General features: G+C 71.6%; 19 protein-coding genes and 1 rRNA gene. 7 read left to right on the top strand and 13 right to left on the bottom strand.

Annotated elements, in window-relative coordinates; genetic code table 11:
• Window positions 1-82, top strand: a 5S ribosomal RNA gene (rrf, locus tag CHR28_RS23770); the annotation flags it as partial.
• Window positions 83-150: 68 nt separating this feature from the next.
• Here the strand turns inward: rrf and CHR28_RS23765 are convergent.
• From CHR28_RS23765 to CHR28_RS23750, 4 genes are read right to left on the bottom strand one after another with little or no spacing between them, the layout of a single operon-like run.
• A complete protein-coding gene (locus CHR28_RS23765) occupies window positions 151-822 on the bottom strand; it encodes a response regulator (RefSeq protein WP_094055713.1) in 672 nt (223 codons plus the stop codon).
• Complete coding sequence (locus CHR28_RS23760) at window positions 819-2060, bottom strand: sensor histidine kinase (RefSeq protein WP_094055712.1); 1242 nt, start codon at window positions 2058-2060, stop codon at window positions 819-821. The genes CHR28_RS23765 and CHR28_RS23760 overlap by 4 nt, the downstream gene beginning before the upstream one ends.
• A gap of 24 nt (window positions 2061-2084) precedes the next feature.
• Entirely contained in the window at window positions 2085-2864 is a 780-nt protein-coding gene (locus CHR28_RS23755) for an ABC transporter permease (RefSeq protein ID WP_094055711.1), read from the bottom strand.
• Window positions 2861-3781, bottom strand: coding sequence for an ABC transporter ATP-binding protein (locus CHR28_RS23750; protein WP_094055710.1), 921 nt, complete (start codon window positions 3779-3781; stop codon window positions 2861-2863). Before CHR28_RS23750 ends, CHR28_RS23755 begins: the two co-directional genes overlap by 4 nt.
• Before the next feature lie 94 nt (window positions 3782-3875).
• On the opposite strand from CHR28_RS23750, the gene CHR28_RS23745 reads away from it, so the two are divergent.
• Window positions 3876-4445 carry a GNAT family N-acetyltransferase gene (locus tag CHR28_RS23745; protein WP_094055709.1) on the top strand — a complete coding sequence of 190 codons (570 nt, stop codon included), beginning with the start codon at window positions 3876-3878 and terminating at the stop codon, window positions 4443-4445.
• On the opposite strand, the gene CHR28_RS23740 is transcribed toward CHR28_RS23745, so the two are convergent.
• The 7 genes from CHR28_RS23740 to CHR28_RS23710 form a co-directional block, all read right to left on the bottom strand.
• Window positions 4434-6113, bottom strand: a complete 1680-nt coding sequence (locus CHR28_RS23740; RefSeq protein WP_094055708.1) for a type IV secretory system conjugative DNA transfer family protein — start codon at window positions 6111-6113, stop codon at window positions 4434-4436. The genes CHR28_RS23745 and CHR28_RS23740 overlap by 12 nt on opposite strands.
• 21 nt (window positions 6114-6134) lie before the next feature.
• The gene (locus CHR28_RS23735; protein WP_094055707.1) at window positions 6135-7544 is read right to left on the bottom strand and encodes an ATP-binding protein; all 1410 of its coding nucleotides are present in this window, start codon (window positions 7542-7544) and stop codon (window positions 6135-6137) included.
• A 6-nt stretch (window positions 7545-7550) separates the two neighbouring features.
• Complete coding sequence (locus tag CHR28_RS23730; RefSeq protein ID WP_094055706.1) at window positions 7551-9107, bottom strand: SCO6880 family protein; 1557 nt, start codon at window positions 9105-9107, stop codon at window positions 7551-7553.
• Window positions 9104-10435, bottom strand: coding sequence for a hypothetical protein (locus tag CHR28_RS23725; protein WP_094055705.1), 1332 nt, complete (start codon window positions 10433-10435; stop codon window positions 9104-9106). The genes CHR28_RS23730 and CHR28_RS23725 overlap by 4 nt, the downstream gene beginning before the upstream one ends.
• Window positions 10425-11255: a hypothetical protein gene (locus CHR28_RS23720; protein WP_094055704.1), complete on the bottom strand. Its 831-nt coding sequence runs from the start codon at window positions 11253-11255 to the stop codon at window positions 10425-10427. Before CHR28_RS23720 ends, CHR28_RS23725 begins: the two co-directional genes overlap by 11 nt.
• 189 nt (window positions 11256-11444) lie before the next feature.
• Window positions 11445-11753, bottom strand: coding sequence for a hypothetical protein (locus CHR28_RS23715; RefSeq protein WP_004000049.1), 309 nt, complete (start codon window positions 11751-11753; stop codon window positions 11445-11447).
• 376 nt (window positions 11754-12129) lie between these two features.
• Window positions 12130-12732, bottom strand: a complete 603-nt coding sequence (locus tag CHR28_RS23710) for a TetR/AcrR family transcriptional regulator (RefSeq protein ID WP_094055703.1) — start codon at window positions 12730-12732, stop codon at window positions 12130-12132.
• An 89-nt stretch (window positions 12733-12821) separates the two neighbouring features.
• On the opposite strand from CHR28_RS23710, the gene CHR28_RS23705 reads away from it, so the two are divergent.
• From CHR28_RS23705 to CHR28_RS23695, 3 genes are all read left to right on the top strand, one after another.
• On the top strand, window positions 12822-13766 hold the full coding sequence (locus CHR28_RS23705; protein WP_094055702.1) for an oxidoreductase: 945 nt from the start codon (window positions 12822-12824) through the stop codon (window positions 13764-13766).
• A 383-nt stretch (window positions 13767-14149) separates the two neighbouring features.
• Window positions 14150-15151, top strand: a complete 1002-nt coding sequence (locus CHR28_RS23700; protein ID WP_094055701.1) for a C40 family peptidase — start codon at window positions 14150-14152, stop codon at window positions 15149-15151.
• Window positions 15152-15396: 245 nt separating this feature from the next.
• A complete protein-coding gene (locus CHR28_RS23695) occupies window positions 15397-16098 on the top strand; it encodes a phosphatase PAP2 family protein (protein ID WP_094055700.1) in 702 nt (233 codons plus the stop codon).
• Between the two features lie 45 nt (window positions 16099-16143).
• On the opposite strand, the gene CHR28_RS23690 is transcribed toward CHR28_RS23695, so the two are convergent.
• Window positions 16144-17682 carry an FAD-binding oxidoreductase gene (locus CHR28_RS23690; RefSeq protein ID WP_094055699.1) on the bottom strand — a complete coding sequence of 513 codons (1539 nt, stop codon included), beginning with the start codon at window positions 17680-17682 and terminating at the stop codon, window positions 16144-16146.
• 373 nt (window positions 17683-18055) lie between these two features.
• Here CHR28_RS23690 and CHR28_RS23685 point away from each other — a divergent pair, with 373 nt between their 5' ends.
• Window positions 18056-18907: a hypothetical protein gene (locus tag CHR28_RS23685; protein WP_094055698.1), complete on the top strand. Its 852-nt coding sequence runs from the start codon at window positions 18056-18058 to the stop codon at window positions 18905-18907.
• A 91-nt stretch (window positions 18908-18998) separates the two neighbouring features.
• Complete coding sequence (locus tag CHR28_RS37850; RefSeq protein ID WP_179272531.1) at window positions 18999-19166, top strand: hypothetical protein; 168 nt, start codon at window positions 18999-19001, stop codon at window positions 19164-19166.
• A gap of 12 nt (window positions 19167-19178) precedes the next feature.
• On the opposite strand, the gene CHR28_RS23680 is transcribed toward CHR28_RS37850, so the two are convergent.
• Window positions 19179-19553: a metal-sensitive transcriptional regulator gene (locus tag CHR28_RS23680; RefSeq protein ID WP_094055697.1), complete on the bottom strand. Its 375-nt coding sequence runs from the start codon at window positions 19551-19553 to the stop codon at window positions 19179-19181.
• Window positions 19554-19633: the final 80 nt, after the last annotated feature.

Below are 19633 nucleotides of genomic sequence, written 5' to 3'. Positions count from 1 at the left end.
CATTCCGAACCCGGAAGCTAAGCCTTACAGCGCCGATGGTACTGCAGGGGGGACCCTGTGGGAGAGTAGGACGCCGCCGAACAATCATTGGGAAAGGCCCACACCTTACGGTGTGGGCCTTTTCGCGTTTTCAGGGCTTCCGGGATTCCTTTACGACGGCTGCACCAGTTTTGTGTCGTACGCCAGGATGACCGCCTGGATGCGGTCCCGGGAACCGGTCTTCGCGAGGATGCGGCCCACGTGGGTCTTCACCGTCGACTCCGCCAGGTGCAGGCGGGCGGCTATCTCCGTGTTCGTCCAGCCCTGGCCGATGACCGTGAGGATCTCGCGTTCCCGGTCCGTCAGGGTCGCGAGGCGGGGGTCTTCAGGGAGGGGCGTCTCCGTGGCGGGGTCGGCCGGCAGGTGGTGGACGTAGGCGTCCAGGAGGCGGCGGGTGAGGCTGGGGGCCACGACCGCGTCACCCGTGGCGACCGCGCGGATGCCGGACAGGAGTTCCTCCGGCTGGGCGTCCTTGACCAGGAAACCCGAGGCGCCGGCGCGGAGGCCGGCGTAGGCGTACTCGTCGAGGTCGAAGGTCGTGACGATCAGGATGCGGGTGCGGTCGCCGGCCGCGGTGATGCGGCGGGTCGCCTCGATGCCGTCCAGGCCGGGCATGCGGATGTCCATGAGGACGACGTCGGGGTGGAGCTCGGCCGCCATGCGGACGGCTTCGCTGCCGTTGGCCGCCTCGCCCACGACCGTCATGTCGTCCTGGCTCTCCAGGAGCATGCGGGAGCCGAAGCGTTGCAGGGGCTGGTCGTCGGCGATGAGGACCGTGGTCACTGCGGGGTTTCCTCCGGGAGGTGCAGGCGGACGCGCCAGCCCCGTTCCGGGTCGGGGCGGGGGCCGGCCTCAAGTGTGCCGCCGTAGAGGGCGGTTCGCTCGCGCATTCCCGGGAGGCCGCGGCCTTCGGCCGGGGTGGCCGCCGGGGTGCCGTGGCCGGTGTCCGTGATGGTGACGGTGACGGCGGCCTTGTCGCCGTAGGCCAGGTCTATCCGCGCCTTGGCGTTAGGGCCGGCGTGTTTCAGGGTGTTGGTGAGGGCTTCCTGGATGACGCGGTAGACGGTGAGCTGGCGGCCCGGGGGGAGTGTGGGGGTGCCGTGGGTCGTGGTGCTCACGGGGAGTCCGGCGGAGCGGACGCCGTCGAGGAGGGGGGCGAGGTCCGTCAGGCCGGGTTGGGGGGTCAGGTCGGCCTGCTGTTTCTCCTCCTCGCGCAGGACGTCCAGGAGGCGGCGGAGTTCGGTGAGGGCCTGGCGGCTGGTGGTGGCGATGGCGTCGAGGGCCTGGGCGGCGCGTTCGGGGGACTTGCCGGCCGCGTACCGGCCGCCGTCGGCGAGGCCGGTGATGACGGAGAGGTTGTGGCCGATGATGTCGTGCATCTCGCGGGCGATGCGGGCGCGTTCGGCGGCGGTGGCGAGCTGGGCCTGCTGGTCGCGCTCGGTCTCCAGGCGGCGGGCGCGGTCTTCCAGGGCCTCGGTGTAGTTGCGGCGGGTGCGAACCGTGACGCCGATCAGGACGGCCACCGTGACGGACATCAGCTGCGAGCCGATCTGCTGGTCCCGGCTGCCCTCCCCGTGGCGGAAGGCCGAGACCAGGACGGGCGTGATGACCAGGGCGGTGGCCCACCACAGCCGGCGCAGGGCGCGGCGCAGGGCCAGGTGGTAGACGAGGACCAGCTGCAGCAGGGCCGCCTGGAGGGCGGCGCCCGTCCAGGCGTTGACCAGGGCGAAGGGGGCCATGGCGGCGAGGACGACGCCCGGGTGGGTGCGGCGCCAGATCAGCGGGAGGGAGAAGCCGAGGCTCAGGGTGAGCAGGAGCCAGCCGGGGACGTCCTGCTCGTGGGCGTTGTGCTGCCAGCCGCCGCCGGCGTAGTCGATCAGGGCGGCGGTCGCCCAGAAGCCGGTGAAGTGCAGGTCCCACAGCAGGGGGTGGCGCCGGTCGAAGGCGCGCACCCGCCGGGAGAGGTGCTGGGCGTAGTCGGTGAGGGGCTCGGTCGCCCGGTCGTCCGTCACGGGGTCCATCGTGAGGGTTCCTGGTGCCGGGCGTCAGACGTCTCGCCGGCGCAGGACCCAGGCGGCCACCGCCAGGGTCGTCCCCGTCCACAGGAGCAGGGCGAGCAGGGCGCTGCCCGGGGTGGCCGCGCCGGGCATGGGCTGGGCGGTGGTGAGGACTTCCAGGGCCTTGCCGGGGAAGTAGCGGACGGCGTTGTCGACGGCGTCGTAGGGGAGCATCGCCAGGATCTCCGGGAGGATCATGATCAGGCCGATGTGGGCGCCGATGGCGGTGGGGACCGAGCGGAGCAGGGCGCCGATGGCCAGGGCGAGGACGGCGAGGAGGGTGAGGCCGGCCGCGTTGCCGGCGAGGGCGCGCAGGACGCCCGGGTCTCCGAGGGCGGCGGACAGGTCGGTGCCGTCGAGGAAGGACTGGGCGAGGGGGAAGGTGACGAGGTTCGTCGCCAGGGTGAGGGGGAGGGCGATCGCGGTCAGGACGGCGGCCTTGGACCACAGGACGGGCAGGCGGCGTGGGACGGCGGTCATCGTGGCGCGGATCTGGCCGGTGGAGTACTCGCCGGCGGTGGCGAGGATGCCCAGCACGCCGAGGTTGATCGTGGCGAACTGGGTGCCGAGCAGGGCGAACATCACGGGGTCCATGCCGCCTTCGCCGGAACCGTCGTAGGCGGCGCCGAGGCCCGCGCCCATGGCGGCGGTCAGCAGGCTGGTGACGGCGAGGTTGATCCAGGTGGAGCGCAGGGTCCGGAGCTTATGCCACTCGGAGCGCAGGACGCGGGCGGGGGTCACGCGGTAGGGGAGGGCTGCCGTGGTCATGCCGCTGTTCCTTCCAGGGTCGCCGGGTACTCCAGTGCGTCGCGGGTGAGGTCCATGAAGGCGGCCTCCAGGGAGGCGGCGCCCGGGGTCAGTTCGTAGAGGGGGATGCCGTGGGCGGCTGCCGTGCGGCCGATGTGTTCGGCGTCGGTGCCGCGGATGAGGAGCGTGCCGGGGGTGTCGGTGGTGATGTCCACGCCGGGTGCGGTGAGGAGGCGGGCGAGCGTGGTGGCCTCCGGGGTGACGACGTGGGTGGTGCCGGCGCCGGAAGCGCGGACGAAGTCGGTGACCGTGGTGTCGGCGAGGAGCCGGCCGCGGCCGATGATGACGAGGTGGTCGGCGGTGAGGGCCATCTCGCTCATGAGGTGGGAGGAGACGAAGACCGTGCGGCCTTCCGCGGCGAGCGACTTGAGCAGGTTGCGGATCCACAGGACGCCCTCGGGGTCGAGGCCGTTGACCGGCTCGTCGAGGAGGAGCACGGCCGGGTCGCCGAGGAGGGCGGCGGCGATGCCGAGGCGTTGTCCCATGCCGAGGGAGAAGCCCTTGACGCGGCGGTGGGCCACGTCGGTGAGGCCGGTGAGGCCGAGGACGTGGTCGACGCGGCTGCGGGGGATGCCGTGGGTGAGGGCGAGGACGCGCAGGTGGTGGTAGGCGGTGCGGCCGGGGTGGACGGAGCGGGCCTCCAGCAGGGCGCCGACCTCGGTGAGGGGTGCGGGGTGGGCGGCGTAGGAGCGGCCGCCGACGGTGGCGTGGCCGCGGGTGGGGGCGTCCAGGCCGAGGAGCATGCGCATGGTGGTGGACTTGCCGGCGCCGTTGGGGCCGAGGAAGCCGGTGACGGTGCCGGGGCGGACGGTGAAGGACAGGTCCGTGACGGCTGTGCGGTCGCCGTAGCGCTTGGTCAGTTCGTGTGCGGTCAGCATGGTTCGATGCTGCTGGCCGCGGGGGCGGCGGGCGTCGGACCGGCGGTGGTTATCGGGGTGAGGGGTGTCGTACCGGGGTACTACGGTGGCCCGCATGAGCTATGTGATCCGGTCCGTCCGTGCTGAGGAGTGGCCTGCGGCGAGGGAGTTGCGGCTCGACGCGCTGCGGGATCCGGTGGCGCACCTGGCCTTCCTGGAGACGTACGAGGAGGCCGTGGCCCGGCCGGAGTCCTTCTGGCGGGAGCGGACGGCCGGGGCCGCCGAGGGGGTGGAGGCGCGGCAGCAGATCATCGCCGAGGGGCCGGACGGGCGGTGGGTGGGGACGGTGACCGTGCTGGTGGAGGAGCCCGGGACGACCGACTGGGCCGGTTTTCCGGTGGAGCGGAAGCAGGGGCATCTGGTCGCGGTGTTCGTGCGGCCCGAGGAGCGTGGGAGCGGGCTGACCGAGGTGCTGTTCGACGCGGCCCTGGAGTGGGCGTGGGGGCGGGGTCTGGAGCGGGTGCGGCTCATCGTGCACGAGGAGAACGGGCGGGCGCAGCGGTTCTACCGGCGGGTGGGGTTCGTGCCGAGCGGGGTGACCGTGCCGCTCGGGGACTCCGGGGAGCGGGAGCTGGAGTTCGTGCTGGAGCGGAGCGGGGTGGGGGTGCCGTTCTCAGACGGGTAGTTCGTCGTGCGGCCAGCGGGCGCGGCCCTGTTCGCGGGAGCGGAGCAGGGCCAGGGTCGGCAGGCCGCGGTCCGCTCCGGTGGCGAGCAGCTCCGGGAGCTCGGGGAGCGGGGCCACGGCCGCGACGTCGTCGAGGACGAGGGTCAGTGGTGGGTCGAGGCGACCGGAGGATGACCGTTCGGCCATGCGCCGGCCGCGCTCGACCACGCTGGAGACGAGGGCCGTCAGGAAGGGCATCGCGCCCGGGTTGGTCCTGGGGTCCTCGATGGATTCACCGACCACATAAAGCGTGCCCCCTTCGTGGATGAAGGAATCCAAGGCGAGGGCATCATTTCGGTTGGGAGTGCAGGCCTCGCGGATGTTGACCGTGGAGAGCGCGGCGAGGGCGCGGGTGGTCAACTGCTGGGCCATGTCGCGGCGTTCCGGGTGGGCGGTGAGGGCGCCTTCGAGTTCGCCTGCGGAGCCGGGGGCGGCCTTGGGGTTGGTGCGGAGGATGCGGACGGCGTCCTGGATCTGGGTGCCCTGGGACCAGCGGTGGACGTGGCGGATGGTGCGGCCGTCGATGGCGGCGGCGTGCAGATAGCTCCGCAGGAGGGTCGTGGCCGTGTCGATGACGGCCTGGTCGAGTTTGGCGGTGGGGCGTACGGGGGTGAGCAGGGCGGTGGCCCTGGTCGCGGCGGTGCGGGGGTCCTCGCAGCCGGTGGTGGGGGACCAGTGGAGGCGGGACGGGGTGTTGCAGAGGTGGGCGGGGTCGTAGAGGTGGGCGGGGCCCAGCTTGGCCCTGGCGTCCTTGGTCTCCTGCCAGAGGGTGGGGTTGGAGGTGACGACGAGGGTGGGACCCTCCGCGTCGCGTACGGCCTGGGTCGCCGTGGTCTGGCGGGTTTCCCTGGGGGCTACCAGGATTTTCTCCCACCCGCCCATCCGTCCCTGCCCGAACAGGGAAGCCGGGGTCGCGGGCGTGGCCGCCGGGGTGGGGGCCAGGGGCGCGGCCGGCTCCAGGAGGTGGCCGGGCTCGGGGGCGGCGCGGCGGGGGGTGGGGAGGTCGTGCGGGGCGGCGGCTGAGGCCGGGGCCGGGCTCTGGGTGGTGTGGTGCTGCGGTGCGGCGGAGGGGGCCGGGGCGGGGATGTCGTGCTGCACGGGTCCCTGCGCCGGGTGTGGGGCGGTGGCGGGGACGTCGTGCTGCGCGGCGCCCGGGGCCGGATGCGGGGCGGGGACGTCGTGCGGTGCCGGGCCCTGCGCCGGGTGTCGGGCCGGTGCTTCGTGCTGTCGGGCTTCCGGGGTGGTCGCCTGCTCCAGGCGGCGTCTGGCCCGGACCGCTCGCCATCTGGCCAGCGTGCCCATCACGAACACCGTCAGGACGACCACGATCATCAACTGGCCGATGAACAGGCCCCAGAACAGGCCGTAGCCGGAGAGGTGGCCGGGGGGCGTCTCGGGCCAGGCGCCGGGCAAGTCGTGCGGCTGGGCGATGAGGTGGCGCATGGCCAGGGGCGTGCGGACGAACGTGACGCCGGACGGCCAGGAGCCGTGGGCGAACAGGCCCGCGAGACCCGTGGCCGTCCACACCATCAGGGTCATGCCGAGGAGGAACGCGAGTATGCCGACGAGCAGGCCGTCGGGGATGCCCCCCTGGGTGTCCCGCGGGGTGCGGCGGTCGTCCGGTCTCACGCGTTCCTCCCCTGCGTACGCCTACGCCACCGTCGACTCGGAGTCGCCCAGGTGGTGTTCCACGAAGGCCGCGGCCCGTTCCTCCGCCTCGATCTCGGCGGCGTGCAGGGCGTCGTCCGTGAGGTCGGCGGAGGACTCCGTCATCGCGCGGTCGGTGAAGACCAGCGGGCGTTCGGTCTCCGTGACCAGGTGTTTGACGACCTGGACGTTGCCGTTGACGTCCCAGACGGCGATGCCCGGGGTGAGGGTCGGGATGATCTCGACCGCCCAGCGGGGCAGGCCGAGGACCCGGCCGGTGGCCCTGGCCTCGTCGGCTTTCTGGGCGTAGATCGTCCTGGTCGACGCCATCTTCAGGATCGCCGCGGCTTCCTTCGCCGCCGCGCCGTCGACGACGTCGGAGAGGTGGTGGACGACCGCGACGAAGGACAGGCCGAGGCGGCGGCCGAACTTCAGCAGGCGCTGGAACAGCTGGGCCACGAAGGGGCTGTTGATGATGTGCCAGGCCTCCTCGACCAGGAAGATGCGCTTCTTCCGGTCGGGGCGGATCCAGGTGTGCTCCAGCCACACGCCGACGATGGCCATGAGGATGGGCATGGCGATGGAGTTGCGGTCGATGTGCGAGAGGTCGAAGACGATCAGCGGGGCGTCGAGGTCGATGCCGACCGTCGTGGGGCCGTCGAACATGCCGCGCAGGTCACCGTCGACCAGGCGGTCCAGGACCAGGGCGACGTCGAGGCCCCAGGCGCGGACGTCGTCTATGGCGACGTTCATCGCCTCGGCCGATTCGGGCTCGGGGTGGCGCAGCTGCTCGACGATGTCGGTGAGGACCGGCTGGCGGTCGGTGATCGTCTCGTTGACGTAGGCGTGCGCGACCTTGAGCGCGAAGCCGGAGCGCTCGTCCAGGCCGTGGCCCATCGCGACCTCGATGATCGTGCGGAGCAGCGCGAGCTGGCCCGTGGTGGTGATCGCGGGGTCGAGCGGGTTGAGGCGGATGCCCATGTCCAGGGCGGCCATGGGGTCCAGGCGGATGGGAGTTATCCCCAGCTCCTGGGCGATGAGGTTCCACTCGCCGACGCCGTCCTCGCCCTGGGCGTCCAGGACGACGACCTGGCGGTCGCGGAAGCGGAGCTGGCGCAGGACGTACGTCTTCTCCAGCGCCGACTTGCCGTTGCCGGACTCCCCGAGGACCAGCCAGTGGGGGGCGGGCAGTTGCTGGCCGTAGAGCTGGAAGGGGTCGTAGATGTAGCCCTTGCCGGAGTACACCTCGCGGCCGATGATGACGCCGGAGTCGCCGAGGCCGGGGGCGGCGGTCGGGAGGTAGACCGCCTGGGCCTGGCCCGTGGACGTGCGCACCGGGAGCCGGGTCGTCTCGACCTTCCCGAAGAGGAAGGACGTGAAGGCCTCGGTGAGGACGGACAGCGGGTCCCGCATCAGGTCCTACCTCCGGATGCCGGTGGCGAAGGGAAGGGTGTTCACGAAGGCGCGGTGGTGCTCGCGGTCGCACCATTCCAGCTTGAGGTACGACTTGCCCGCGGAGGCCCTTATCGTGCGTTTGTCGCGGGCGAGCGCGTCGGGGTTGCGGGAGCTGACGGTGATGTAGCCGACGAGGTTGACGCCGGCGGCGCCGCTGGCGAGGTCCTCGCCGCGCTGGTCGAGCCGGGAGTGGGCGGCCACGTCACGGGGGTCGACCGTGCGGTTCATCTTGGCGGCGCGGGACGCCTCGGCCTCGTCGTTGGTCTTCTCGGTGAGCATGCGCTCGATGGCGACCTCGGTGGGTTCGAGGTCCATGGTGACGGCGACCGTGCGGATGACGTCCGGGGTGTGGACGAGCAGCGGGGCGAGGAAGTTGACGCCGACGGGGGTCATCGGCCACTCCTTCACCCAGGCGGTGGCGTGGCACCAGGGGGCGCGGGTGGAGGACTCGCGCGTCTTGGCCTGGAGGTAGGTGGGCTCCATGGCGTCCAGCTCGGCCGGCCAGGCGTTGCGCTTGGTCATGGCCTGGATGTGGTCGATCGGGTGGTCCGGGTCGTACATGGAGTGGATCAGAGAGGACAGCCGGCTCTGGCCGAGGGGCTGGCGGACGCGGATGTCGGCCTCCTGCAGGCGCGAGCAGATGTCGGTCAGCTCGCGGGCCATGACGACGGCGAGTCCGGCGTCGCGGTCGACCTTGCCGCCGTGGGCGCGGGCGGCCCGGGCCATGGCGTTGGCCTCGGCGGCGAGGTCGCGGGTGTAGTGCATGCAGGCGACGAGGTAGGCGCGGTGCTGCTCGCTGCTGGTCGACACCATCGACTGGAGCTGGTCGTAGGACTCCTGCAGCCAGGGCAGGGCCTTGTCGTCGCCGCGGACGGCGACGTCCTTGGCGTGGGCGTCGGGATCGGCGGGCAGGGTGCGGGCGAGCATCTGCAGGCGGGTGACGAAGCCGTCGCCGTTGGCCACGTGCTTGAGGAGGGTGCCGAAGCGGTCGACCAGGGCCTCCTGGTCCTCGCTGTCGCGCAGGCCGACGCCGGGGCCCTCGATCTCGATGGCGGCGGTGACGGTCTTGCGGTCGGCGTGCAGCAGGACGGCGATCTCGTCGGGTCCGAAGGGGGCGGAGAGCCAGGTGATGCGGCCGATGCCGGGGGGCGGGCCGACCTCGACCTCGCGGCCGTCGAGCCGGGTGCCGGCCTCGACGGCGGTGGAGCGGTAGGCGGCGCCCTGCTTGAGGGTGCGCTTGTAGCTGCGGTTGATCTCGAACCACTTGTAGAACGTGCGGTGCTTGTACGGCACGTAGACCGCGGCCAGCGCCAGCATCGGGAACCCGGCGAGCAGCACGATGCGCAGGGACAGCACCGGGACGAGGAGTCCGCACATCATGCCGAGGAACGCGCCGATGACGATCAGTGCGATCTCGCCGGTCTCGCGGTTGCGGCCGATGATCGCGTTCGGCCGGGCGCGACCGATCAGATATGTCCGGCGGGGCGTGACCGGATGGGACACGTGGGACTCGGTCGTCAACGCCCTTCACCTCCCGTGCGGTTGGTACTGCTGTTGCGGGTGCTGCTGGCGTGGGGAGTGTTGACGGGGCTGCTCGAACGGGGTGCGGGTGCGGCGGAGGGGACAGATCCGCCGCCGCCGTTCGAGGTGCGCGCGCTGTGCGCGGCGACCCCGCCGGATGCGGGGTTGCTGGGGCGGGGGGCGGAGGACTGGCTGCCTCCGCCGTTGTGGTCTGCGCGGGTGCTGTGGGTCTTGATGCCCTGCGCGACCAGGGAGGCCGGGGAGCTGATGACGGCCGCGGCCTTGCTTTCGGCGCCCTGCATGATGCGGTTGTTGCGGGAGCCGGCGATCTCGTCTCCGAAGCCGGGGACGAAGCGGTAGATCATCGCGCTGGCGAAGATGGCGAGCAGGATGATGGCGAGGCCGGAGACGACGGCGGAGAAGGCGTCGGGGCCGTCGTCGGCGGAGAGCGCGCCGGCCAGGCCGAGGACGATGACGATCACGGGCTTCACGAGGATGACCGCGATCATGATGCCGGCCCAGCGGCGGACGTGGCCCCAGAGGTTCTTGTCGACGAGGCCGGCGTAGACGACGGTGCCGAGGAGGGCGCCGACGTAGAGGAGGGCCGCGCGGATGACGAGTTCCAGCCAGAGGACGCCGGCGGCGAGGATGCTGACCAGGGAGACGACGATCAGCATGATGGGGCCGCCGCCGATGTCCTCGCCCTTCTTGAGGGCCTCGGAGAAGGTGCCGAAGAAGGCGTCGGTCTGGTCGCCGGTGGCTTTGGCGAGGACCTCGGTGATGCCGTCGGTGGCGGAGACGACGGTGTAGAGGATCAGGGGGGTGAAGGCGGAGGCGAGCACCGTCAGCCAGAGGAAGCCGATGGCTTCGGACAGGGCGGTGGTCAGGGGGACGCCGCGGACGGCTCGCTTGGCGACGGCCAGGAGCCAGAGCAGCAGGGTGAGGATCGTCGAGGCGGCGAAGACGACGGCGTACTGCTGGAGGAACTTGGGGTTGGTGAAGTCGACGTTGGCGGTCTCCTTCACGGCGTCGCTGAGCTTGTCGACGGTCCATGCGGCGGCGTCGGCACAGCCCTTGGCGAGGGAGGAGAGGGGGTCGAGGGTGGAGGTGGGGTTGATGGAGGGGTTTCCTCCCCCCGTACCGCTTCCGCTGCCGGTGTCGCCTTCGCAGATCTCCCTGGCCTCGCCCCTGAGCAGGTCGCAGGCGTTGTTGCTGGGCGACGGGGAGGGAGTGGGCGCGGCGAAGGCGCGAGTGGCCAGCAGGACCGTGGCCGTCTGCACCGCCGCGACAGCCGCGCCGAGCTTGAGTACGTGATGCCTACCGGGCATAGGTGAACCCTCCGTACTCCTCGACAGCCTTGGTCATGTCCTCTGCGGTGGAGGCTCTTTGGTCACGCCCGACCGGGACCGGGCCGTCCTCCTGGGTGAAGTCGGTGACCTTCCAGTCACCAGCGACCCACTTCAGCTGGTAGGTCGTCGTGTACCAACTCTCCGTCACAGGGTTGGTGGAGCCCTCACCTGACAGGCCGAAGAGGGAGGTGTACCAGAGCGCGACGGTGGCGGTGCTGCCGCCGAAGGAGGTGACCTTGGTGCCGACCGGGATGACGCGCGACACGAAGGTCTGACCGCTCGGCGCGATGCCGTCCTTGTTCAGCCCGAGCTTCTCGAGGAAGCTCGGGCTGGAGTAGGCCCGATCGAACGCCGACAACTGGGTGGCGACGACGTCGGGCGCGTAGACGGTGTTGACGATCGCGTGGCGCTTCTTCGTGTTGTACATGTCGGCCGAACCGAGGGCGATGCCGTAGTTGGTGGCCGCGGACTGGGCCCCCTGCTCGTCCTGGGAATAGCCCGTGGGGATGTCGCTCGTCTTGGAGCCCACAGGACGCTTGCCCGAGGGCGCCGTTGCTGTGCTCTTTGCCTTTTCGCTTTCCGGGGCGTTGCCCTCGGAAGCGTCGTCGCCGCGGTTCGCGAAGGCGATGGCTGCGATCAGGAGGACCACTACGCCGACCACCGTGACCAGGCTGCGGGAGGAGCGTGGGGGGCGGCGGGGGGTGCCGTAGGGGTCCGTGGCCGGGTCGGGCAGGCGGGTGCGGGTCTGGCCCGTGCCGCCGTAGCCGCCGGAGGTCTCACGCTCGTCGCCGAGACTCATGCCGCGTACGCCCCCTCGCCGTCGTACGGATTCACGTGCTCCTCGTACGACGGTAGCCGTGCTGGTTCCCGCGCGGGCGCGGTGTGGTGACTCGACATCAGGGAAACGCAACCTCAGCCGGTGGGCACGACGGGCGGGTGGGAGGGAGGGGGAGCCGGGCGTGTCCGGCCGGGACGGACGGTGCCCGGCCTACACGGCCATGCCGTACACGATGGTGAACAGCGTGCCGAGGGAACCGATGATGAAGACTCCGGTGAGTCCGGCGATGATGAGGCCCTTGCCCTGCTCCGCGCTGAAGGTGTCCCGCAGGGCCGTGGCACCGATGCGCTGCTTGGCGGCGCCCCAGATGGCGATGCCGAGGCAGATCAGGATGGCGACCGCCATGACCACCTCGATCATCACCTTGGCCTCGTTGCCCAGGCTGCCGAAGGGGCCCCAGTCCGGAGCGATCCCGCCGATGATGGTGTTGATGTCTCCCTTGTCGGCCGCAAAGAGCATGTAAGTCACCGCCCCTGTTGGGTAGTTCCGCATCCTCTGCGGTCGTGCAGAGGTCAGGCCTCATTCTCGCCGACGATGACGCTGTCGTATGTCGACTTGGCGTCATTGGTTGGCGGGTTTCGTACGAATACCTTGCCACCGTTCCGCGCCGGAGCCTAAGGGGAGGCGCCGGACGGTGTACGAAGGATCGTATGGTCACTCTGTGTATCACGGCAGGTCACGCCGGGCAATGAGGCCTGAGCGAAACCTGGTGTGCGGTTCCGTCGTTGTGCCCTCTTGCGACCTTTCTCACCTTCCCGAACGGTTTCTGACGGCTGGTCGGGTGAGTGGTCGCGCCGTTGTTCTCCGGGTGAAGGCTACCCGGCGCGGCCTCGGGTCAGCGGGGCTTGAGGCCGTGCAGCAGGAGGTGGACGAGTTCCTCGATGCCGTCCAGGGCGGTCTCGGCGGGGAGCATGCCGCCCGCCGCGAAGGAGGCGATGCCCTGGAGGGTGGCGCCGGTCAGCAGGGTGAGGTGCTGCGGGTCGCCCGCGATAATCTCGCCGCGTTCCTGGGCGTCGGCGATGACCCGTTCGAGCGAGCCCACCGTCCGGTCGACGGCCGCGGCCATCTGCTCGGAGGCGTCCGGCTCGTGTTTGCGGGCGTACATGAGTTCCAGCAGCTCGGGGTTGTCGAGCGAGAACGCCAGGTAGGCCCGGGCGAGGGCGGTGAGCCGGCGCTGGAGCGGCAGGGCGGGGTCGTCGGCGGCCTCCAGGGCCTGGCCGAGCCGGTCGTATCCGCTCAGCGCCAGGGCGTTGAGCAGGGCCTGCTTGTCCTTGAAGTGGCGGCCGGGCGCGGCGTGGCTCACGCCGGCCTCACGGGCCAGTTCCCGTAGGGAGAGCGCGCCCGCCCCCTTCTCGCGCAGGGTGCGCTCGGCGCCGGCGAGGAGGGTGGAGCGCAGGTCTCCGTGGTGGTAGGGGCGGCTCTCGGGCATGGGCGCCATCGTATCTCGATGTTGACGGCGCCATCTTTGTTGACGCTGTCAGCATTGTTGTCATTGACAGCATTGTTGTCGGCGCCTACATTCGAGGCATGGCCGATGAGCGGAAGACGCGCAGTACGCGGAGCAACGAGACGTTCGGGGCGGACCGCCTGCCCGACCTCACGGGGCGGACCGTCGTCGTGACCGGCGCCAACAGCGGCATCGGGCTGGCCGCGACCCACGCGCTGGCCGGGGCGGGCGCGCACGTCGTCCTCGCGGTGCGGGACGAGGAGCGGGGGCGGGCCGCGGCGGCCGCCGTGCGGGGCAGCACGGAGGTGCGCCGGCTGGACCTGGCCGACCTGTCCTCCGTACGGGCCTTCGCCGACGCCTGGCACGAGCCCCTGCACCTGCTGATCAACAATGCCGGCGTGATGATGCTGCCCCGGCAGCGCACCAGGGACGGCTTCGAGATGCAGTTCGGCACGAACCATCTCGGGCACTTCGCCCTGACCAACCTGCTGCTGCCGCATGTGACGGACCGCGTCGTCACCGTCTCCTCGGGCGCCCACCGCTGGGGCGGCGTGCGGATCGCCTTCGACGACCTGGACCTGACCGGGGGCTACACCCCGCAGCGGGCCTACGCCCAGTCCAAGCTGGCCAACCTGCTGTTCACGCTGGAACTGCAGCGCCGCCTGACCGCTTCGGGCTCCGCGGTCCGGGCCCTGGCCGCCCACCCCGGCTACGCCGCCACCAACCTCCAGAGCCGCACGGCCAACCCGGTGGCACGCGCCTTGCTGCGCCTGGGCAACCGGGTCGTCGCCCAGGACGACAAGGCCGGCGCCCTGCCCACGCTGTACGCCGCCACGCAGGACCTGCCCGGGGCGAGCTACGTCGGCCCCGGCGGCCTCGGCGAGATGCGCGGCGCCCCGACCCTGGTCGGCCGTTCCCCCGCCGCCAGCGACCCGCTGACGGCCCGTCGGCTGTGGCGGGTCTCGGAGGAACTGACGGGCACGCGCTTCCCGCTGGCCGCGGAAGAGGCGGTACGGCAGGGCTGAGGCGCCCGGGAGGCAACGGGAGGCGCCCGGGAGGCTCCCGGGAGAGGACGGGAGGCGCCCGGAACCGGCGATGCGCTCCCGTGCGCCGCCGGCCCGGGCCGTGACCCGGCCGCGACGCTCATGACCCCGCCGCCCCGGCCATGGCCCCTCGTGCCGGCCGTGCCCCCTCGTGCCGGTCGCGTGCCAGTCGCGTGCCCGTCATGCCGGCCGGGTGCCGTCGTGCCGGTCGCGTGCCCGCCATGCCGGTCGCGTGCCCCTCGTGCCGGCGTTCGTTCTCCCGTTCGCCCCCTCCGCCCCGACTCTCCTCCCCGTGATCATTCCGGTGTGCGATCGCCGCCTCTACACTGAGCGACGGACTCCTGGGCGGCGAGGGGCGGTTGACGGTGCGTAAGGCGTGGATCGTGGCGAGTGTTGCGATCAGCTCGGCGCTGGCTTTCGTGATGCTGCTGGTGATCGGCGTCTATCTCGTCGCCGGAAACCTCGTCAACGGCGTGAGCGGTGGAGCGAAGGCGCTGGCCAAGGGGTCGGTGCCCGCGGCGTACGCCTCGCTCGTCGCGAAGTGGGGCAACCTCTGCCCCGCCATCAGCCCGGCCCTGCTCGCCGCCCAGCTCTACCAGGAGAGCGGCTTCAACCCCAGGGCCCAGAGCCACGCCGCGGCGCAGGGCATAGCGCAGTTCATCCCCGGCACCTGGGCCACCCACGGCATCGACGGCGACGGCGACGGCGACCGTGATGTGTGGGACCCGAAGGACGCGATCCCCTCCGCCGCGTCGTACGACTGCGAACTCGCGTCGTACGTGAAGAAGGTTGGCGGGAATCCGACCGAAAACATGCTGGCCGCCTACAACGCCGGGGCGTACGCGGTGATCAAGTACGGGGGCGTGCCGCCGTACAGCGAGACGCAGAACTACGTGAAGCGGATCACCACCCTCTCCGAGAGCTTCGCGGCGCCCGTCGGCCGGGTCGATCCCTCCCAGCAGGCGGCCGGTGCGATCGAGTACGCGCAGAAGAAGCTCGGCACGCTCTACCTGTGGGGCGGCACCGGCACCCCTGAGCAGGGCGGACGCTTCGACTGCTCGGGGCTGACCCAGGCCGCGTACAAGAGCGTGGGCATCACGCTCCCGCGCGTGGCCAACGACCAGTACAACGCGGGGCCGCACCCCTCCCGGGACGAACTGCTGCCGGGAGACCTGGTGTTCTTCTCGGACGACCTCACCAATTCCCGGGCCATCCGGCATGTCGGCATTTATGTCGGAGGCGGGTACATGATCGACGCGCCGCGCACGGGTGCGGTCATCCGGTTCGACCCGATCGACACCCCCGACTACTTCGGGGCCACGAGAGTCACCGAAGATGGCGCGAAAGCGCTGCCCACGACGGTGTGAACCGAGCGTGAACCCACCCCCTGAGCTGCGACGACGTATCTCTCTTCGATAACGTCTGCGTGATCATTCGGTGGAGTGTGGAACGTATACACGGGGACCATGCGTTCCTGGTGACGTAGCCGAGCAGACGTCAACACGCACGTGTCACATACGCGTGCGGCGGAAGCGGATCTACAACCACGGGGGTGGCAGCAGCGGCGCACGCACGGGTGCGCCGGGAGAGACGACGAAGGGGCCGCAGCATCATGGCTGGACTCGCCGATTCCGGGTCGAACCCCGACGTCGACCTGCTGTACGACATCAATGGCCTGGCCAAGGACGCGCCGGCCTGGTTCGACCGCGTCATGGAGTACGTGGGCGAGTACGGGCTGCTGCTCGGCGTCGTCCTGCTCGTGGTCTGGTGCTGGTGGTCCGTCCGGCGCCGGGGCGACGAGGACGCGGCGTCCACGGTCGCCGCGCTGATCTGGGCGCCCCTCGCGGCCGGCATCGCGGTCCTGGTGAACGTGCCGATACGGGGATTCGTCGAGCGCCCCCGGCCGTTCCTCGACCACCAGGGGCTCGAGGTACTCGTCAAGGGCAAGACCGACTACTCGTTCGTCAGCGACCACGCGACGATCGTCATGGCGATGGCGGTCGGACTGTTCGTCGCCAACCGGAAGTTCGGGCTGTTCGGGATCGTCCTGGCGTTGTTCGGCGGGTTCATCCGGGTCTACATGGGCGTGCACTACCCGACGGACGTGATCGGCGGGTTCGCGCTGGGCACGGCCGTGGCGCTGCTGCTGTCGCCGCTGGCCATGGCCCTGTTGACGCCGGTGGTCAAGGCGGTGGAGCGGTCGCCCCGGGCCGGGCGGCTGGTGCGGGCCAGAGGGCGGGCGACCGACGGACAGGACGCCGTGATCCCGGAGTCCCGCAGCGAGCGGACCTCCGAGCGGGACCTCGCCGCGTGAGGGCGCGTAAGGGCGGGAGCCCGCCGAACCCGGCCCGACAGTCGGTCAGAGTGCCTGCGGATACGTGAAGAAGCGGTTCGGGTCGTACTGGTTCTTCAGCTTCGTCAGACGCGCCGCCGCGTCCCCGTAGTACGCCGTGCGCCAGTCCTTCAGTGTCGGGTCCGTGTAGTTCTGGTAGGCCGCGCCCGAGGCGTACGGGCGCATCGCCTGGTGGGCCGAGGCCAGCCAGGCCCGGGCCGTCGTACCGCTCGTGCCCGCCCGCCAGGCGCCGATGTACTGGGCCAGCATGCGCGAGCGGCGGTGCACGAAGGCCGTGGACGTCGGGGAGACGCGGTTGACCGCTCCGCCGAGGGCGGTGAGCGCGATGCTGCCGGTGCCGCCGCGCACCGAGGCGATCTGCGCCAGCAGCACGCGGATGCCGGCCGCGGACAGGGAACGGTCGAAGAAGTCCGACGCCGCCGCGTACGTCTCCCTGCCCAGGGCGCCCTTCGGCGAGCGGCCCGGCGTCGAGCCGGGCAGATGGCACTGCGCGTCCGTCGGGAACGACGAGCAGCCCGCGTACACCTCCATCGACTCCTCGTACGAGCGGCGCTTGAGGGAGACGCTGCGGGCCGGGGCGCCGACGCGGTCGGCGAGACGGTCCACGGCGTTCTTCAGCTCGCCGTACGTGCCGAGGGAGAAGGCCGCGACGGAGACGGTCGGGGTGCTGCCCGCGGCGCTCGCCAGATGCAGCGACGACCAGATCTCGTCGGGCTGGGACGGGCCCCACTCCTGCCAGGCCCTCACCACCGCGGCCGCCTTCGACCAGGGCCAGGACAGGTACGCCGAGACGCCCTGCGGCGCCGGGTGCGTCCTGAAGTGCAGTTCGGTCACCACGCCGAAGTTGCCGTTGCCGGCGCCGCGCAGGGCCCAGAAGAGGTCCTTGTTCTCCCGGGCGTCGGCGGTGAGCTGCCTGCCGTCGGCGGTGATCAGGGTGGCCCGGGTGAGGCTGTCGCAGGTCAGGCCGTAGGCGCGGGAGACCACGCCGTGTCCGCCGCCCAGGGTGAGTCCGGAGACGCCGACGGTGGGGCAGGAGCCGGCCGGGATCGTCACGCCCTTGGCGGCCAGCGCGCGGTAGACGTCGATGAGTTTGGCGCCGGCGCCGACCACGGCGGTGGTGCCGGAGGCCCGCACGCGGTCGAGCTTCGAGACGTCGATGATCAGGCGGCCGTCGCCTGAGGACCAGCCGGCGTAGGAGTGGCCGCCGTTGCGGATGGCCACGCGCAGGGAGCGGCCACGGGCGTAGGCCAGGGCCGTGCGGATGTCGTCGGGGTGGGCCGCATAGGCCACGGCGGCCGGCTTCAGGCCGTCGAAGCGGGTGTTGTAGAGCTGCCGCGCGGTCGCCCAGGCGGCGTCGCCGGGGCGGACGAGAGGGCCGTCGAGGTCACGGGCGAGGGCCGGCCAGTCGGCCGCGGCGGCGCGGGTGCGCGTGGTGGCCGCCGTGGCCGTCGCGCGGGGGCCCGAGCTCGTGCAGGCGGTGGCGAAGGGCGTCGTCGCCGCGGCGATCGCCGCCGCGCCGGCGGTGAGGACTGTGCGCCGTTCCATGGGGCCTCCCGGTGGTTCCGCCCTGGGAGACGGGCTGCCGGGCGGGCGGGTTCCAGAGCGGGGGCGTCAGCCGGCCGCGTGCTGTTGCGCGTCCGTGCGGGCCTGGCTCCTGGCGCGTCTCGCCGGGCCGCGCCAGCCACAGGTGCACTCCGCCAGGCAGAAGCGGCCTCTCTCCATGGTCGTCGTGCGGTGTTCCGGGGGGTGGGGGGAATGTTCCGGCCCGTCCTGCTGCGCCACGACGACAACGTTACCCAGCCCGGGTAAGGGTTCGTATGCCGGACGGCGTGGTCGGCGTGACGGGGGCACAAACCGGTCGTTAAGCGGGGCGACGAGGGGGCCCGTGACGGACGTACCGGCTGGGGGTAGGCAGGCGATGACTGGGCGGCAGCGGGAACGGCGGCGCGGGCGAACGGGTGCGGCGGTCCTCGCCGCCGGGGTCGTCTCCGCGGTGGGTCTGGGAGCCGGCGGGTGCGCGGGCGGTGACGCCGTCGCCGGGGACTCCCGGGGCGGGGACGCCGTGGTGCTGCTGCACCGGGCCGCCGACCGGCTGGTGGAGGCGGGGAGTTCGAAGGCCCGTACGTCGATGGAGATGGCGGCCGGGGGCACCCGGGTGACCATCCGGGGCGCCGGGGTCTACGACTACCGCGAGCGGCTGGGGCGGCTGCGGGTGCTGCTGCCGCAGGATCCCGCGGGGGCCGCCGGGCGCCGGCCCATCACGGAACTGCTCGCGCCGGGAGCGCTGTTCATGAAGAACCGGGGCGCCGGTGTGCCCCCGGACAAGTGGGTGCGGGTGGACACCCGCACGCTGTCCGACGGGAACCTCGTCACCGGCGGGGCCACCGATCCGTTCGCCGCGGCGGAGGTGCTGCGCGGCACGCGGACGGCGACGTACCTGGGCCGCACCGAGGTCGCGGGCACCGGTGTGCGGCACTACCGGGGCACGGCGGACCTCGGGGACGCCGCCAAGCGGGCCTCCGAAGGCAACAGGGGGCCGCTGCGGGCGGCGGCGAAAGGGTTCGCCACGGCCGAAGTGCCGTTCGACGCCTACCTCGACGACGAGGGGCGCATCCGCAAGGTCCGCCACCGCTTCAGCTTCGTGAACGGACAGGACAAGAGCCCTGTCGCCGTCGCCTCGACCACCCTGCTCTACGATTTCGGGGCCCCGGCGCGGGTGCGGCTGCCGGAGGACGGCGACATCTACGCGGGCCGGATCGCCGAGGAGTGACCGGCGTGAACTAGCCCGTCCGTGCCATGCGCGGTGTGTAGGCCGCTCCCTACTCTAGGAAGTCGGTGACGGCAGAGACGAGGTGATGCGCGTGGCTCCGGTCGGCGGTACGGCAGTTCAGGACCACGTGGCCCTCGCCGAGATCGAGTTGTGCGGAGAGCTCATCATCGCGGCCTCGGCCGCCCAGGAGCGGCTCAGCCTGGAGAGCATCGACGAGGTGCTGAGAGTGGCCGAGGAGCGGGACGCCCCTGGCGGCTGAACCCGGGCCGGATCACGTCCGCAGCATGCGGGCGATCGCCTGGGTCGCCTCCTTGACCTTCGCGTCGACCTCGTCGCCGCCCTTGACGGCCGCGTCGGCGACGCAGTGGCGCAAATGCTCCTCCAGCAGCTGCAGGGCGAAGGACTGCAGCGCCTTCGTGGAGGCGGAGACCTGCGTGAGTATGTCGATGCAGTAGACGTCCTCGTCGACCATGCGCTGCAGGCCGCGGATCTGGCCCTCGATCCGGCGCAGGCGTTTGAGGTGCTCGTCCTTCTGCTTGTGGTAGCCGTGCACGCCGTGGTCGTGGTCCGTCACGGCCTGCGCACCCGTGTCCGCGGTGTCGGTGGTGACATTCGCGACATCTGTGGCGCCGGTCACGTCCGTCATCGCGTCCTCCTGGTGGGCCCTGGGCGGAGATATACCCCTAGTGGGTATATGGTACCGAACTTTGCCGGGTATACGGCCCT

This window comes from Streptomyces sp. XY006 (assembly GCF_002237655.1).
GTDB classification, from domain to species: domain Bacteria; phylum Actinomycetota; class Actinomycetes; order Streptomycetales; family Streptomycetaceae; genus Streptomyces; species Streptomyces levis.
The sequence above is the reverse complement of the archived record's forward strand: the minus strand, read 5'-3'. Positions and strand labels throughout refer to the sequence as shown.

Coding starts and splice junctions, on each gene's coding strand:
- CHR28_RS23760 (WP_094055712.1), bottom strand. CDS start 2,060: ATGGACCCCGTGACGGACGACCGGGCGACCGAGCCCCTCACCGACTAC.
- CHR28_RS23755 (WP_094055711.1), bottom strand. CDS start 2,864: ATGACCACGGCAGCCCTCCCCTACCGCGTGACCCCCGCCCGCGTCCTG.
- CHR28_RS23750 (WP_094055710.1), bottom strand. CDS start 3,781: ATGCTGACCGCACACGAACTGACCAAGCGCTACGGCGACCGCACAGCC.
- CHR28_RS23745 (WP_094055709.1), top strand. CDS start 3,876: ATGAGCTATGTGATCCGGTCCGTCCGTGCTGAGGAGTGGCCTGCGGCG.
- CHR28_RS23735 (WP_094055707.1), bottom strand. CDS start 7,544: ATGCGGGACCCGCTGTCCGTCCTCACCGAGGCCTTCACGTCCTTCCTC.
- CHR28_RS23725 (WP_094055705.1), bottom strand. CDS start 10,435: ATGCCCGGTAGGCATCACGTACTCAAGCTCGGCGCGGCTGTCGCGGCG.
- CHR28_RS23720 (WP_094055704.1), bottom strand. CDS start 11,255: ATGAGTCTCGGCGACGAGCGTGAGACCTCCGGCGGCTACGGCGGCACG.
- CHR28_RS23715 (WP_004000049.1), bottom strand. CDS start 11,753: ATGCTCTTTGCGGCCGACAAGGGAGACATCAACACCATCATCGGCGGG.
- CHR28_RS23710 (WP_094055703.1), bottom strand. CDS start 12,732: ATGGCGCCCATGCCCGAGAGCCGCCCCTACCACCACGGAGACCTGCGC.
- CHR28_RS23705 (WP_094055702.1), top strand. CDS start 12,822: ATGGCCGATGAGCGGAAGACGCGCAGTACGCGGAGCAACGAGACGTTC.
- CHR28_RS23695 (WP_094055700.1), top strand. CDS start 15,397: ATGGCTGGACTCGCCGATTCCGGGTCGAACCCCGACGTCGACCTGCTG.
- CHR28_RS23690 (WP_094055699.1), bottom strand. CDS start 17,682: ATGGAACGGCGCACAGTCCTCACCGCCGGCGCGGCGGCGATCGCCGCG.
- CHR28_RS23685 (WP_094055698.1), top strand. CDS start 18,056: ATGACTGGGCGGCAGCGGGAACGGCGGCGCGGGCGAACGGGTGCGGCG.
- CHR28_RS23680 (WP_094055697.1), bottom strand. CDS start 19,553: ATGACGGACGTGACCGGCGCCACAGATGTCGCGAATGTCACCACCGAC.